16 protein-coding genes are annotated in these 13533 nt (G+C 63.7%); 9 read left to right on the top strand and 7 right to left on the bottom strand.

Going from position 1 to position 13533, the window contains the following annotated elements; translation table 11 throughout:
* Positions 1-2 precede the first annotated feature (2 nt).
* A complete protein-coding gene (locus EO245_RS11160) occupies positions 3-1277 on the bottom strand; it encodes a glycosyltransferase family 39 protein (RefSeq protein ID WP_128892998.1) in 1275 nt (424 codons plus the stop codon).
* Between the two features lie 183 nt (positions 1278-1460).
* Here EO245_RS11160 and EO245_RS11155 point away from each other — a divergent pair, with 183 nt between their 5' ends.
* Positions 1461-1661: a hypothetical protein gene (locus tag EO245_RS11155; RefSeq protein ID WP_128892997.1), complete on the top strand. Its 201-nt coding sequence runs from the start codon at positions 1461-1463 to the stop codon at positions 1659-1661.
* Positions 1662-1666: 5 nt separating this feature from the next.
* Here EO245_RS11155 and EO245_RS11150 read toward each other — a convergent pair whose 3' ends face one another.
* Positions 1667-2065, bottom strand: coding sequence for a hypothetical protein (locus EO245_RS11150; protein ID WP_128892996.1), 399 nt, complete (start codon positions 2063-2065; stop codon positions 1667-1669).
* A gap of 71 nt (positions 2066-2136) precedes the next feature.
* Here EO245_RS11150 and EO245_RS11145 point away from each other — a divergent pair, with 71 nt between their 5' ends.
* Positions 2137-2679 (top strand): TetR/AcrR family transcriptional regulator, encoded by a 543-nt coding sequence (locus EO245_RS11145; protein ID WP_234026885.1) that lies wholly within the window; start codon positions 2137-2139, stop codon positions 2677-2679.
* Between the two features lie 41 nt (positions 2680-2720).
* Positions 2721-3926 carry a PLP-dependent aspartate aminotransferase family protein gene (locus tag EO245_RS11140; RefSeq protein WP_128892995.1) on the top strand — a complete coding sequence of 402 codons (1206 nt, stop codon included), beginning with the start codon at positions 2721-2723 and terminating at the stop codon, positions 3924-3926.
* Here EO245_RS11140 and EO245_RS11135 read toward each other — a convergent pair.
* A complete protein-coding gene (locus tag EO245_RS11135) occupies positions 3923-4327 on the bottom strand; it encodes a DUF6628 family protein (protein WP_128892994.1) in 405 nt (134 codons plus the stop codon). The two genes, EO245_RS11140 and EO245_RS11135, sit on opposite strands and share 4 nt — an antisense overlap.
* Before the next feature lie 130 nt (positions 4328-4457).
* Between EO245_RS11135 and EO245_RS11130 the strand changes: the two genes are divergently transcribed.
* Both EO245_RS11130 and EO245_RS11125 read left to right on the top strand, forming a co-directional pair.
* Complete coding sequence (locus tag EO245_RS11130; RefSeq protein WP_128892993.1) at positions 4458-5060, top strand: 2-hydroxychromene-2-carboxylate isomerase; 603 nt, start codon at positions 4458-4460, stop codon at positions 5058-5060.
* A gap of 47 nt (positions 5061-5107) precedes the next feature.
* Positions 5108-5761, top strand: a complete 654-nt coding sequence (locus EO245_RS11125) for a hypothetical protein (RefSeq protein ID WP_128892992.1) — start codon at positions 5108-5110, stop codon at positions 5759-5761.
* A gap of 27 nt (positions 5762-5788) precedes the next feature.
* Here EO245_RS11125 and EO245_RS11120 read toward each other — a convergent pair whose 3' ends face one another.
* A complete protein-coding gene (locus tag EO245_RS11120) occupies positions 5789-6571 on the bottom strand; it encodes an SDR family NAD(P)-dependent oxidoreductase (protein ID WP_128892991.1) in 783 nt (260 codons plus the stop codon).
* 162 nt (positions 6572-6733) lie between these two features.
* Between EO245_RS11120 and EO245_RS11115 the strand changes: the two genes are divergently transcribed.
* Complete coding sequence (locus EO245_RS11115; protein ID WP_128892990.1) at positions 6734-7396, top strand: helix-turn-helix transcriptional regulator; 663 nt, start codon at positions 6734-6736, stop codon at positions 7394-7396.
* Positions 7397-7639: 243 nt separating this feature from the next.
* Positions 7640-8566 (top strand): sensor domain-containing diguanylate cyclase, encoded by a 927-nt coding sequence (locus EO245_RS11110; protein WP_164931309.1) that lies wholly within the window; start codon positions 7640-7642, stop codon positions 8564-8566.
* A 57-nt stretch (positions 8567-8623) separates the two neighbouring features.
* On the opposite strand, the gene EO245_RS11105 is transcribed toward EO245_RS11110, so the two are convergent.
* Genes EO245_RS11105 through EO245_RS11095 form a run of 3 tightly spaced genes read right to left on the bottom strand, consistent with a single transcriptional unit; the run spans position 8624 to position 10748 of the window.
* Complete coding sequence (locus EO245_RS11105; RefSeq protein WP_164931308.1) at positions 8624-9016, bottom strand: TadE family protein; 393 nt, start codon at positions 9014-9016, stop codon at positions 8624-8626.
* A complete protein-coding gene (locus EO245_RS11100) occupies positions 9016-9495 on the bottom strand; it encodes a TadE/TadG family type IV pilus assembly protein (RefSeq protein WP_128892987.1) in 480 nt (159 codons plus the stop codon). The genes EO245_RS11105 and EO245_RS11100 overlap by 1 nt, the downstream gene beginning before the upstream one ends.
* Before the next feature lie 5 nt (positions 9496-9500).
* Positions 9501-10748 (bottom strand): Tad domain-containing protein, encoded by a 1248-nt coding sequence (locus EO245_RS11095; RefSeq protein ID WP_128892986.1) that lies wholly within the window; start codon positions 10746-10748, stop codon positions 9501-9503.
* Positions 10749-11046: 298 nt separating this feature from the next.
* Between EO245_RS11095 and EO245_RS11090 the strand changes: the two genes are divergently transcribed.
* Both EO245_RS11090 and apaG read left to right on the top strand, forming a co-directional pair.
* Positions 11047-13032 (top strand): S9 family peptidase, encoded by a 1986-nt coding sequence (locus EO245_RS11090; RefSeq protein WP_164931307.1) that lies wholly within the window; start codon positions 11047-11049, stop codon positions 13030-13032.
* 77 nt (positions 13033-13109) lie between these two features.
* Complete coding sequence (gene apaG, locus EO245_RS11085; protein ID WP_128892984.1) at positions 13110-13508, top strand: Co2+/Mg2+ efflux protein ApaG; 399 nt, start codon at positions 13110-13112, stop codon at positions 13506-13508.
* The last annotated feature ends 25 nt before the right edge of the window (positions 13509-13533 follow it).

Here is a 13533-nt window from a genome sequence, read left to right as displayed (position 1 = left end):
CGTTAGCGCCAGCCTTCAAGCCAGGTCCAGGCGAGGAAGCTGTAGAGCCCGTCGAGCTTCATCGCGCTGATGATGGGGTAGAAATAGACGAAGAAGCCGACCGATCCGGCGAGCACGATCCACGAAACCCAGCCCCAGCCGCGCGTGCGCAGCTCGTCCAGCGCAAGGGCGAGGGCGGCGAGCAGGAAGCAGCTCGGCAGGAAGTAGTGGTAGTAGAACTGGATCGGCTTGTTGACGACGAGCCACATGCCGAGGCTCACCGCATAAAGCACGAAGACCGCCAGCGCGTCCCACCGCTGCCGGAAGATGCCGGCCCATGCGGCCCAGATCATCGCGGGCAGGCCGACCAGCATGGTCAGCGGATTGCCGAGCAGGACGATGCCGCGCTGCGCCCCGTCGACATCCTCGTAGAGATACCAGATCGCGCGCAGGTTGAAGACCCAGTCGAACACGGTGCTCTGGTAGGGATGCGGCTTCTTGACCGATTCCTGCAGCGCCATGATCTCGCGGTGGAGCGCGACGAAGCCGTCGGGCCGCAAGGGGTTTATCGGGGCGAGATAGGCGGGCCAATAGGTGAGCCAGTAGGCGAAAAGCGGCAAGGCTCCGAGCAGCAGGGCCGCCTGCCACAGCGCGATGCCGGGGATCGGCATGCCTCGCTGGCTGGTGAACAGCCTGCGCCGTCCGGCAGCGAGGCGGAAGGCGAAGAAGGCGAGGCCCGGGACCATGGCAAGGAACACCACGTTCCACTTCGATCCCATCGCGAAGCCGATCATCACGCCTGCGATTGCAAGGCGCCACAGGCCGGTCTCCGGCTCGCGCACGGCTGCGGCGCATTGCCACAGTGCGACGAGGAAAAAGGCGACCATGAAGATGTCGAGCATGGCGATGCGCGCATGGACGAACAGCGCAAAGCCGGTTGCCAGCAACACACCGTAGGCCAGCGTCGCGAAACGCGAGAGCGTCATGAACCACAGCGCGCGCATTCCGGCGAACAGCGCCAGCCCGCCGAACAGCGCCGACATGACGCGCCAGCCGGAACTGTCGTCGCCGAACAGCAACATGGAGAGTGCGATGATCTGCTTGCCGAGCGTCGGGTGCTCGCGATTGACCCAGCCCCAGTCCGCGATCAGCTCGCGCGCGGCGGGAAGGTAGTGGATCTCGTCGAACAGCGGGGTCGAGGGGATCGCCAGGCGGACGAAGGAAAGCGCGACGAAAGCCAGTGCCAACAACAGGCACCAGCGCCACGGATCGACAGGTTGCTCGCTGGGCCCCGACATCGGGCGATTGCGTAACCATCCGCCAAGCGAACGGCAAGCGGCTTTGTCGCATCAACTTCGACCGAGCGAATACGTTTGCAGGCCGAAGGAAAAACTAACATGCGAACCGAAATCTATGGTAATAGGCTGATATCGAACGGGCCGACTCAGGCCGTTCGGGGTCGAACCAGGAGAATATCGGTGTTGGGTAAGCTGGCTTGCCGGCTGTCGGGCCATGCTGTCGACAGGCGGCGCGTATGGCATGATGGGCTGAGTTTCAGGACCCGCTGCGATAGTTGCAATGCGCCGCTGATCCGCGACCGCGAGGGTTGGCGCAAGTTCGATTTCGAGAAAGACCCGAGCAAGCACCGCTCGGGCCATCCGGTGACGGGCGAGATCGTCTAGGCCGCTTACGCTTCGGCGGACGCTGCCTGGCGATGTTCGAGCCAGAAGAGGCGGGCGACCATGGCGAGCAGCGCGATGCTTGCCGTCAGTCCCACGGCGATGACCCAAAGCGGCACGTTCATGCCTGCCGCACGGGCGCGCGGGATCACGAACAGCAGCGCTATGCTCACTGCGATCAGCAGGTCGTACCACACCTGCACGCCCCACAAATTGTTCGCGTGGTTTTCGATCACCGGCAGCACGCCTTCGGTTCCTATCGTGACGGCGGTGAAGCCGGCGAAGGCTCCGCACATGGCGGCGGCGAATGCGGCGCTGCCTTTCGGCTCCTTCGCGAAGGCGAGATAAAGCACGACGGGGCCGATCACGGCGGCACCGGCGAGGAACAGGATCATGTAGGCGGACATGGGACTTCTCCCGACTCGTTGTAGCGACTGCTACACTTGTAGCGCGATGTAGCACCCGCTACAAGTGCCTCATGGCAAAGCAGCCCCTGTCCCGCGAAACGCTCCTGCCGAAACTTGCCGCGCATGTGCTGGCGGAGGGGCTGAACGATGCGAGCCTGCGCCCGCTTGCCAAGGCGGCGGGGACGAGCGACCGGATGCTGGTCTATCATTTCGGCAACAAGCAGGCGCTGCTCGCCGATGTCCTTGCGCATCTGGCGGAGATGTTCGCCGCTGCGCTCGACACGGCTTTTCCGGCGGGGCGGGCAAGCTCGCGCCGTGCATGCGCCGAAACGGTACTCGAAGTCACCGGAAGGCCGGAGTTTGCGCCGTTCTTCCGCATCTGGTGGGACATCGTCGGCGGCTGTGCGCGCGGGAACGAGGCTTATTTGACGGCTGCCGGGGCGATCATGGACCGCCTGCTCGAATGGGTCGTCGATCACCTGCCCGCAAGCGACCCGGACCCCCATGCAGGCGCGCGCGAAGTGCTGACCTTCATCGAGGGCGCGCAAATGCTCCAGGCGGTCGGGCGCGGCGCCATCGGCAAAGACGGGCTTTCCGGCCTGCAAAGCGAGTGACGCTTGTCGCGTCCGCGCGTCGTCCCTAAGCCTCTTGCCCCATGAAGAAGACGACCGGCACCGACCGTTCCATCACGCGCAACTGGCGTCCCGCGACACAGGCAGTGCGCGGCGGCACGTGGCGAAGCGAACATGGCGAGACGAGCGAGGCGCTGTTCCTCACCTCGGGCTACACTTTCCATACCGCAGGCGAAGTCGCCGCGCGCTTCGCTGGCGAGGCCGAGGGCATGACCTACTCGCGCCTGCAGAACCCGACCGTGGCGATGCTGGAAGAACGCATCGCGCTGCTCGAAGGGGCGGAAGCCTGCCGCGCCCAGGCGAGCGGCATGGCGGCGATGACCACTGCGCTGCTTTGCCAGCTCCAGACCGGCGACCATGTCGTCGCCGCGCGCGCCGCATTCGGTTCGTGCCGCTGGCTGGTCGACAATCTCCTGCCCAAGTTCGGCATCGAGACGACGGTAATCGACAGCGCGGTGAACGAGGAATGGGACGCCGCGATCCGGCCCAACACCAAGGTGTTCTTCTTCGAAAGCCCGGCAAACCCGACGCTCGACATCGTGGATCTGGAGTGCGTCTGCGGCCTCGCGAAATCGCGCGGGATCACGACCGTGGTCGACAACGCCTTCGCCACTGCCGCGCTACAGCGGCCGATCGAGTTCGGCGCGGATGTGATCGCCTACAGCGCGACCAAGCTGATGGACGGGCAGGGCCGCGTGCTCGCCGGGGCCGTGTGCGGCTCGCAGGAGTTCATCGACGAGGTGCTGCTGCCGTTCCAGCGCAACACCGGCCCCAATATCGCGCCGTTCAACGCCTGGGTGGTTCACAAGGGGCTGGAGACGCTGTCGCTGCGCGCGCACAAGCAGAGCGAGAACTCGCTCGAACTCGGCAAGTTCATCGAGGGCCGCGTGCCCCGGATCCTCCACCCCGGCCTCGAAAGCCATCCGCGCCACGCGCTCGCGATGAAGCAGATGGATGCCTGTGGTCCGATCTTCAGCTTCATCGTCGACGGGCGCGAGCAGGCGCATGCGATCCTCGACGCGCTGGAGCTGATCGACATCTCCAACAATATCGGCGACGCGCGCAGCCTGATGTGCCACCCGGCGAGCACGACCCACGCCAACATGGGGCCCGAGGCGCGCGAGGAAATGGGCATTCCCGAAGGCATGCTGCGCATCAATGTCGGCCTCGAGGATATCGAGGACCTGAAGGAAGACATGGACCGCGCGCTGAAGGCAGCCGGGCTTTAAGGAGCGCTCGCCGCCCGCACCAGTTCGCCGCGCAGCGCATGGGCGGCGGACATCACCCGCGATACGTCGCCTGCATCGGTCAACGCTTCGAGCACATCGAGGCTCGGCAAGTCGATCGCTGCGAGCATCAGCCCTTCGTCACGCGTCATGCGCGGCGCGCAGCAGGGGGCGAGGCGGATGTTGCGTTTGGAAGCGCTCGCCAGTTCATGCAGGAAGCAGCGCATCAGGACGAGCGGCTTGCGAAAGCCGATCCCGTAATTCTCCAGCGCCATCCAGCCCGCCCGCGCATCGTGCAGGCCATGGATCGCCATGCGCCTCAAGAGCACGAGCAGCAGCCGCTCGTCGCGGTCCTCCGGCAGCATCAGGGGAAGGGCGCAGCGATGGGAATGGGTGTCGGACAATCGGGCCTCCTCGAATCAAGATGCAAATGATAATCATTCGCAACAAAGGCAAGGTCAACCCTTTGCGGTTTCTATTTTCCCCGCGCGCACTACGCTCGGGTGCGAATCCAGCCATAAGGGGCGCGCAGCAATGACCAAGACCGTCGAGTTCATCTTCGATTTCGTAAGCCCCAACGCCTATCTCGCCTGGTATCCCTTGCGCGAAATGCTCGCCGGGCAGGGCGCGTCGCTCACGATCACGCCGGTCTTTCTCGGCGGGATGCACAAGCTGACCGGCAATGCGCCGCCGATGATCCGCGATGCGGGGATCAAGGGGAAGAACGAGTACGGCATGCTCGAAATGCGCCGTTTCATCGCCCGGCACGACTTGCAGCGCTTCACCATGAACCCGCAGTTCCCGTTCAACTCGGTCACGCTCCAACGCATGCTCATCGCGCTCGAGGGCGACGACCGGATCGACTTCATCGAGGCGATGCTGCCACCGATCTGGGAGCGCGGCCTTGACGTCACCGATGCCGAACAGGTCGGGGCGGCGCTTGGCGCAGCAGGCTTCAATGGCGAAAGCCTGCTCGCCCAGTCGCAGGACCCGGCAATCAAGCAGGCGCTGATCGACAGCACGGAGGACGCAGTGAACCGCGGCGCCTTCGGCATCCCGACTTTCTACATCGGCGAGGAAATGTTCTTCGGCAAGGAACGCCTCGGCCAGATGGAGGAAATGCTGGCCGAGCATTGATAAAGTAATGTGCTGTATTTTTAAGGGGCGTTTCGTATAATCCGGTCATGTCCGAGCAAGTCGCCAACTGCTCGCCGGATATTTCGGCGGAGATTTGTAGTGCCGAAGCAGCGTGGGCGGCGGTCGATATTGCGTCGAGCGCCGCAACGAGCAGTTTTTGGCTTGGTTTGTTGGGGATGGCCGTCGCCGGTGTTGCCGCGTTTTTCGCATTCCGCGCCTACATGACGGCATCGGAGGCGAATGAGATTGCGGTAGAATCGACCCAGCGCCTCAATCGCGCGTACCTCGACTTCAACGGCGTGAAGTTCGTTTGTAAGCCGCAGATGCCGGACCAGCCGGTACAATGTCAGCTAAGGATCGAGTTGAAGAACTTTGGCAACACACCTGCTGACCAGCTCGCTTTAAACATCGACTTCGAGCTTACCGAATCCGCGACAAAGCAGCGCATCAAGGGAGCGAGCGAGAAATTGTCCGGGCTGGGTGCCATCATGCCGCATGACGAATGGGGCAGGAATACCTCATTCACTGTTTCTCAGGGTGAGTACTTGGCTCTTCAGACTGGGGGCACGCAGGTAAACGCTACCATCGAGGCTGAGTACAAAGATTCCTTCGGCGCCGACCATGCGATCAAGTCGTCCTTCGTAGGCGACGGGACGAGCGAGACTCTGGGATACGTGGCGAACACGCGTTCGAATACCTAGCAAGATATCTATCGGCCTGCCGCCTCGTCAGAAGACGATGTAGCCGCCGTCGATCATCACTTCCTGGCCGGTGAAATAGGACGAGGCATCGCTCGCGAGATAGACCGCGATGCCGGCGAAATCCTCTGGCGTGCCCCAGCGTTTGACGGGAACGCGCGGGAGGACGTGTTTTTCGAACCCTTCCGATTCCAGCGCGGGCGCGGCGAGGTCGGTCATGGTCCAGCCTGGCAGCACGGTGTTCGCGCGAATGCCGTAGCGGCCGTATTCGACCGCGATGCCCTTCATCATGCCGGTCATCGCCGATTTCGTCGTCGCATAGGGCTGGTTGCCCGGCGCGCCCGACACGGCAGACATGGAGGAGATCGCGACCAGCGAACCGCCCGGCTCGCCGCCCCTCGCGCGCTCGACCATCAGGCGCGAGGCGGCGCGCAGCGTGTAGAAGGCGCTGTCGAGATTGGTCTCCATCGTCTTCTTCCACAGCTCGGTCGGCATTTCCTCGAAGCGCGAACGCCCGAAGCCGGTCCCGGCATTGGCTATGCAGCAGTCGAGCCGCCCGAAGGTGTCGGCGATTTCCTGCATCGCGGCATCGACGGCCTTTTCGTCCGTCACGTCGACCTGCTGGGCGAGAACCTTTACACCGGTGGCATTGAGCTTTTCCTTCGCGCTCGCCATCTTGTCGGCATTGCGGCCCCAGATCGCGACATCGGCCCCTGCCTGGGCAAGGCCTTCCGCCATGCCGAGGCCGATGCCTCCGTTGCCGCCGGTCACTAGGGCGACTTTCCCGGTCAGGTCGAATGGCGCAAATGGCATGGCTCTCTCCTCTTCAGCCGTGTCTTTTTTCTGCGCGGTATGTTGCAGGAAACGCGGGCCTCGTCACCCCGTCTCAAACGCGGTGCGCTCCGCCGTTTCTCAACCAGATGTTAACTTTCTCGGGCCGATTCAGGATGTCCCAATCGCAAAGGAGCGCGACCCCTGTCCGTATCGGCCTATCTCGACAGTATTTCCGATTCCCCGCGCACGCGTGATGCGCGCAGGCGGCTGCGGCTCGCCACGCGTGGCAGCCTGCCGAGCGGGGAAAGCGCGAATGTCGAAATCCACAATGCCTCGAGCACCGGCCTGCTGATCCAGACCGGGCTGGAGCTGGCGGAAGGCGATGGGCTGATCGTCGAACTGCCCGAAGTCGGCGAACGCGAGGCGCGGGTGGTATGGGCGAGCGGCAGGCTGTTCGGCTGCGAATTCCGCGAACCGGTGTCGCAGGCCGTGTTGAGCGCGGCGGAGCTGCGCAGCGCGGTGGAGAACGATGTTACGCTCAGGAGCGGCGGCCTCGCGATCCCGGGCGAAAGTTTCGGCGAACGGATCCGGCGCCTGCGCGGTGAAGCGGGCCTGACGCTCGATGCGGTTGCCGAGCGGATCGGTGTCAGCAAGCCGACGGTCTGGGCGTGGGAGCACGAGAAGGCGCGCCCGACGCAGGGCCATCTCGACGCGCTAGCAAAACTGCTCGGAGCAACGGCGAACGACCTCGAAAGCGACTGGTCCGACCCGCGCCTGACCGGGATACTCGCCGAGAGCCGCGAGAGCATTGCGCGCTCGATCGGCATCCGGCCCGACCAGGTCAAGATCCTCATAGAACTCTGACACTTCGCACCCCCGCGAACAGCCAAGTGCCTTCACATCCTGCCGATTTATGGTAAACGGGATGTGAAAATATGCTGAAAAAGCAATGTGTTAGCTAACAGAACTAACGCAAGGCGAACAGGGGGCAGATTTTCATTGGGTCAATTCGGGTTGCCGGGCGCGAGGGGCGCTTCCCGGCGCGATGGCGAGTGCGCTTCGCGCCGGGAAGTCTTGCGGCCGGCTCCCAAGCAGGGGGCAAAAACCTTGGGGGATCTCGGGTTCGCAAAGCGCGAGCTTAGGGCGTTGTACGGCCTGCTCGCGGACAGTTCGGAAGATATCGTGTTCACCGCCGACAGGCGCGGGTTCGTGGTGCAGGCGCAGCGCAGTTTCGAAGCGCTGGGCTTTGCGCTGGGCGACCTGCTGATCGGGCCGCATGTGCTCGACCTGGCGGAGCCGGCAACCGCCGATCCGCTGGCAAGCTCGCTGCGCGCAACGCTCAAGGGGCGCCAACTCGGCTGCGAGGGCGAGTTCAGGGCGCGGCGCGTCGGCCAGTGGTTCAGGTTCCGCCTGCGCGCCATCGGCGACGGGCAGGGCGGGGTGTGCGGCGTGCTCGGCCATTTGCGCAATATCGAACAGGCCAAGCGGCTCGAGGAGCGGGTGTTCAAGAGCGAGATGACCGATCCGCTGACCGAGGCGACCAATCGCCGCGCATTCCTCTCTATGCTCGGCCATTTGGTCGAGCGCGGATCGGGCGGCACGCTGGCGCTCGTCGCGATCGACGGGCTGCGGCAGGTGAACCGCAAGCATGGCCTGACCGAAGGTGACCGGCTGCTCGTCGCATTCGCCGATTTCCTGCGCGGGACGATGCCCAATTGCACCACGATCTCGCGCGCCAGCAGCGACAGTTTCGGCCTGCTCATGCCGATGATGTCGCAGGACGAGGCGACCGGCTGGGCGACGCACTTGGTGGAGAAATGGCGCGGTCTGGGCTCTCGCGATAGTGCCCAGCCGACGATCAGCATCGGCCTTGCCGAGATCGGGGCGAGCCTCGACGTGACGCTCAACAATGCGGAACTGGCGCTCAAACTCGCCAAGGCGAAGGGCGGCAATACGGTCGAACCTGCCGGCGAGCGCCTTTCGCGCCGCCGCATGATGCGTATTCCGGCACGGGCGATACCGCTCGGCGGTTAACCCGGTTAGCCGGACTGGCGGCGAATCGAACGGGGGCCGATTCGTCGCCAGACCCCCTTATTTGGGCAGGTAGGCCTGTTTGGATTCCGACAGGGTGATCGTCGGGATCGGCAGGAAAGGCACGATCGGCTCGACCTCGTAATTGATCGAGACGCGGCCATAGTCGGCCCCGTCGGAGGTGCCTCTCTCGAATGTGAGCGAGGTGATCTTGTCCCTGTCCATCGCGGTCAGTTCGCTGCGAACGCGGTCGAGCACTTCGGTCTCGGTCGCGTCGGGATTGACCTTGGCGAGGCGTACCCCTTCGCCCGCGGCATGGCGCAGCGCACCCGAGGAATGCAGTGTCACGCCCATCTGGACGATGCCGAGCATGAAGGCGACCAGCACGGGCAGCGCATAGGCGAAGTCGACCGTGCTCGAACCCTCGCGATCGGCGGTAAGCGCGCGCAGCATCACTGGAACCTCACCAGGCTGTCGCCCGCGACGCTGACGGTGCTGTCGAAGGCCTTTATGTCGAACATGCGGCCGAAGAAGCTCCAGTCGAATTCGGTCGCGACGTCCTTGCGGACCTCGACGCTGACGAAGCGGGCGGGGCTCTGGCCGGCGGCGCAGACGGTTGCGAAATTCGTCTGCTTCACGCCGTTGCATTCGAGGAAGATGGTGACGGTCACATCCTGCGCGTCGATCCCGGCCATCGAGGCCACTTCGGCCTGGATGTAGCTGCCGTCGCTGCCGTTGGGCCGCTTGGCGAGCGCGAAGTCGGTGCCGCGCTGGGCGGCCTGCTCGAAATCGATCTTGGTGGAGATCAGCTTCGAGGCATCGACCGTGCCGAGGCCGAGGAGGATGAGGAAGGGCATCGCCAGCGCCAGTTCCATCGCGCCGAAGCCTTTCCGGTCGCGGCGCAGCTGTGCGAGGAGAGAGTTGAGGCTCATCGTCGTTACTCCACTACGCGGATGATGCGCGAGCGCGTCTGCACATCGTCGTAATCGGCGGGGCAGTCGTTATCGAGCGCGCTCGTGCCCGAGAAATTGACCCGGTGTGCGACCAGCAGCAGGCATTCCGCATTCTGACCTGCATTGCCGTTGAAGCGCACGTTGCCGTTGGGCAGGTAGACCACGCCCTTGAACTTGAGGTCGGAGCCGCCGTTGATCACGTTTTCGACACTCGAGCCCATCGGGTCCTGGAAGAACAGGATGTTGTACCAGTCCGGGTCTTCCAGCTTCGTCGGCGCGCGCAGGTCGAGCTTGGCACCGCCGTTGATCTTCAGCTCGGCGATGTTGCTTGAACTGTTGCCGGTAAGGATGATCGTCACACCTTCGCCGACCACGTCCGCCTGGCTCGAGATGTCGAAGAAGCCGCGATCGATGATGTAGACGCCGGGCGACATCGTCACATTGCCCTTCAGTGCGATGCCATTGCAGTAGCGGCCCGGGAAGATCGTCTCCGTGCGGTTCGGCTGGACGGTGAAGTTGTTGTAGGTGCAGCCCGCCGGGCTCGTCGGAACGTCGAGACCGCGCGAGGCCAGCGGATCCTCGACCGGCAGGCCGTAGGGCAGCAGGGTCGCATCGTCGGGAATGTTCCGGTCGGAATAGCTGATCCCGCCGACCGCGCTGATCGGGTCGGCATTGAGCCAGCTGGTACCGGTCAGGTCGACCGCGCTGGTGACCCGCGAGTTCGCCGCCGCACCGCAGCCGAGGTTCACATCGGCATTACCGTGGACGTAGATGCCCGTCCCGTTCTCGGCGAGCGCGATCACGCAGTGTTCCCCGCCCGCGACCGTGGCTGCGACCGAACGGACTCGAATTGTCGGCGGGGTGTCCATGAACAGGCTGGAGAAGGGCAGGCTCTGGCTTGTCGTCGCCACGATTTCGACTGCCCCGGTATCGCCGGTATAGGCGCCTTCCTGCGGTGGGTGGACGATGCGAATGACGTTGAACGCATCGACGAAGTTCCGATCGATTTCGCCGGTCGCCGTGTTGGTAACGTCGGTGCCGTAGTGGAGGCCGTATGCACCTGCCATGGCACCTGAATCGACGGCCTGCTGCAACTGGCGGTTCCACAAATACCACTGGACGGTATCGACGCCGATGCCGGCAGCGCCGACCATCGATGCAGCCCCGATTGCCGATATCATCAGCACGTTGCCACGGCGGTCCTGCCACAATTTGCGCAGCTTTTCGATCATCACGCACGCCCCCGCATTTGGTTACGATGACGTGAATTCGGCCCCCGATAGCTAAGGATTCTCAAGCATTCACGGTTCACTCGAATTTAACCATGTCTGCTCGTGGTTTATTCGTAATTCGGAGCAGGGAGCGAGGGTGTCGGAGAACTGCGGGTCACCACGGTTAATTCGGGCCTAAAATCGGCCCTGCGAGAAAATTTCCCCGCCCGCCGCACCGGTTCATATGTCGCTCGTATACATTGCGCGTCGGACGTCATTGGGTAGGTTGGCAGGAGGATCGTACCAGCAGGGGTTGTACATGACGGGTCGCATTTTTGCTGTCGCACTGGCGACGGCAGGGTTGAGTATCGCGCCGCAGGCTTTGGCGCAGGAAACGGGCGCGCAGGAGGCGAATGCCTCTGCCGCAACGGCCGATAGCAAGCCGCCGATCATCCCGACCGCCGCTTTCGCCGGGCGCAGCCAGTTGAAGAGCGCGAAGCTCTCTCCCGACGGAAGCCGGATGGCCGCGATGGTCGAAGTGGAAGGCGTGACAAATGTCGTCATTTTCGACGCTTCGACCCGCCAGCCGGTGTCGAAATTCGGTATCGAGGAGCCGGCCGATATCGAGTGGCTGCGCTGGGCCGGCAACAGCAAGCTCATCGTCTCGATTTCGCAGCCGGGCAAATTCTTCGGCGACGACGTGCTCTATACCCGCCTGTTCCTCGCCAATATCGACACGGGCGACAGCCGCTATCTCGAACTGAAGCGGGCAGGGCGCCGGGAATCGATCGTCGATGGCGACAATTTGATTCATCTCGACGATAACGGGAACTTCGCGCTCGTATCGATGCAGCGCACGATCCGCGATTACCCGTCGGTCTATCGTTTCGACCTGTATCCGGGCGGCGACATATCGGAAGTGCAGGGCCCGAAGGACGGCGTGTGGAACTGGTATGCCGATGATGCGGGCGTCGTCCGCCTCGGCTCGGGCTGGTACCGCAATCGCCTGCGCGTCTATTACCGCAGCGATGCGACCGGCGACCTCGAAATGGCCGCCAAGGTCCGTGAAGAAGATCGCAGGGACACCTTCTGGGAAGTGTCGATCATCAAGAGCGGCAGCGACGAAGGCTATGTCCTGACCGAAGGCGAAAGCGGCCGTGTCGGCCTGCGCAAGTTCGACTTCCTCAAGGAAGAGGTGATCGAGACGGTCTACGAGCATCCCGAGTGGGATATCGACGAGGCGACCTTCCTGAAGGGCGAGCCTTTCGCGGTCTATTACACCGACGACCGCGAACGCGTCGTGTGGTTCGACGAGCAGCGTAAGAAATACCAGGGCATGCTCGAAAGCGCGCTCAAGGAAGAGCAGGTCTGGATCACGTCGAGCGACCGCGATGGCGACCGCATGCTGGTCTATGCCGGCGGCGAGAACGATCCGGGTGCGATGTATGTCCTCACCGCGAACGAAGGCCGGCTCGACCAGTTCGCCGAGCTGCGGCCGAACATCGATTTCCGCACGCTCGCCCGGCCCATGGCGGTGAGCTACGAAGCGCGCGACGGCGAAACGATCCGTGCCTATCTCACCCTGCCGCGCGGCCGGGCGGGCACCGGTCTGCCGCTCATTATCATGCCGCATGGCGGACCTTACGGCGTGCGCGACAAGCTGGAATATAACGACGAGGTCCAGCTGCTCGCCAATCGTGGCTATGCCGTGCTGCAGCCCAACTTCCGCGGTTCCTCGGGCTATGGCGACCGGTTCAGCAACCTTGGTCGTGGGCAGATCGGGCGCAAGATGCAGGACGATCTCGACGACGCGATGGACTGGGCGGTCGCACAGGGCGTGGCCGACAAGCACCGCGTGTGCGTGGTCGGCGGCTCCTATGGCGGCTACGCGGCTTTGTGGGCCGCGACCCGCAATCCCGAACGCTATCGCTGCGCGGCCAGCTGGGCAGGGGTCACCGACCTCGATGCGCAGCTCAAATACGACAAGCAGTTCTTCTCGCGAAAGGGCAGCAACCGCTGGCGCCAGCGGGTCGAGGGCGAGGAGGATTTCGACCTCGACCTGGTTTCGCCGGCGAACAATGCGGAAAAGCTGACCCGCCCGATCCTGCTCGCACACGGCAAGGACGATTCGGTCGTGCCGTTCAGCCAGTTCCGCAAGATGCAGCGCGCGCTCAAGGGCAGCGATGCCGAGGTGACCGAGCTCGTGATCGAGGACGAGGGGCACAGCTTCTCGAAGCCGGAAAACGAGAAGGCGTGGTACGATGCGCTGGTCGCCTTCCTCGCGAAGCACAATCCGGCCGAGTGAGGATTGCACCGCGCGTGGGATAAGTTGATGCCCGCGCAATTGTGCATTCGCCTGCGCGTTGTTACCTTGTGGGCGTCATGAAGGAACTGTTCCAGCACGCAGCCACCACCGAAGGCGTCACCGTGAGGGTCGCCGTCAACTTCCTGCCCGAGCAATCGCAGCCTGAAGCGGGGAAGTGGTTCTGGGTGTATCACATCCGGATCGAGAACGGTTCTGACGAGACGCTGCAGCTGCGCACACGCCATTGGCGGATCACCGATGCGCGCGGGATGGTGAACCATGTCGATGGCGAAGGCGTGGTCGGCGAACAGCCGGTCCTCGCGCCGGGCAAGAGCCACGACTACGTCTCCGGCTGCCCGCTGGCGACGCCGCATGGCACGATGGAAGGCTTCTACACCTTCACCGACGAGGGCGGAGAACCGCTCGAGGTGCGCATTCCCTTCTTCCCGCTCGCCGCGCCCGCCGAGGCGAATTGATTATATTGCAACGCAGCGTAACGCG

The organism is Erythrobacter sp. HKB08 (genome assembly GCF_004114695.1).
Taxonomy (GTDB): domain Bacteria; phylum Pseudomonadota; class Alphaproteobacteria; order Sphingomonadales; family Sphingomonadaceae; genus Parerythrobacter_A.
This window is presented reverse-complemented; position numbering and strand designations above follow the sequence as displayed.

Bases quoted from the DNA above. Each gene is read 5' to 3' on its own strand.
- EO245_RS11150 (WP_128892996.1), bottom strand. From the start codon at position 2,065: ATGTCCGCCTACATGATCCTGTTCCTCGCCGGTGCCGCCGTGATCGGC.
- EO245_RS11095 (WP_128892986.1), bottom strand. From the start codon at position 10,748: ATGATCGAAAAGCTGCGCAAATTGTGGCAGGACCGCCGTGGCAACGTG.
- EO245_RS11105 (WP_164931308.1), bottom strand. From the start codon at position 9,016: ATGCTGCGCGCGCTTACCGCCGATCGCGAGGGTTCGAGCACGGTCGAC.
- EO245_RS11130 (WP_128892993.1), top strand. From the start codon at position 4,458: ATGACCAAGACCGTCGAGTTCATCTTCGATTTCGTAAGCCCCAACGCC.
- EO245_RS11160 (WP_128892998.1), bottom strand. From the start codon at position 1,277: ATGTCGGGGCCCAGCGAGCAACCTGTCGATCCGTGGCGCTGGTGCCTG.
- EO245_RS11145 (WP_234026885.1), top strand. From the start codon at position 2,137: ATGGCAAAGCAGCCCCTGTCCCGCGAAACGCTCCTGCCGAAACTTGCC.
- EO245_RS11125 (WP_128892992.1), top strand. From the start codon at position 5,108: ATGTCCGAGCAAGTCGCCAACTGCTCGCCGGATATTTCGGCGGAGATT.
- EO245_RS11120 (WP_128892991.1), bottom strand. From the start codon at position 6,571: ATGCCATTTGCGCCATTCGACCTGACCGGGAAAGTCGCCCTAGTGACC.
- apaG (WP_128892984.1), top strand. From the start codon at position 13,110: ATGAAGGAACTGTTCCAGCACGCAGCCACCACCGAAGGCGTCACCGTG.
- EO245_RS11140 (WP_128892995.1), top strand. From the start codon at position 2,721: ATGAAGAAGACGACCGGCACCGACCGTTCCATCACGCGCAACTGGCGT.
- EO245_RS11090 (WP_164931307.1), top strand. From the start codon at position 11,047: ATGACGGGTCGCATTTTTGCTGTCGCACTGGCGACGGCAGGGTTGAGT.
- EO245_RS11100 (WP_128892987.1), bottom strand. From the start codon at position 9,495: ATGAGCCTCAACTCTCTCCTCGCACAGCTGCGCCGCGACCGGAAAGGC.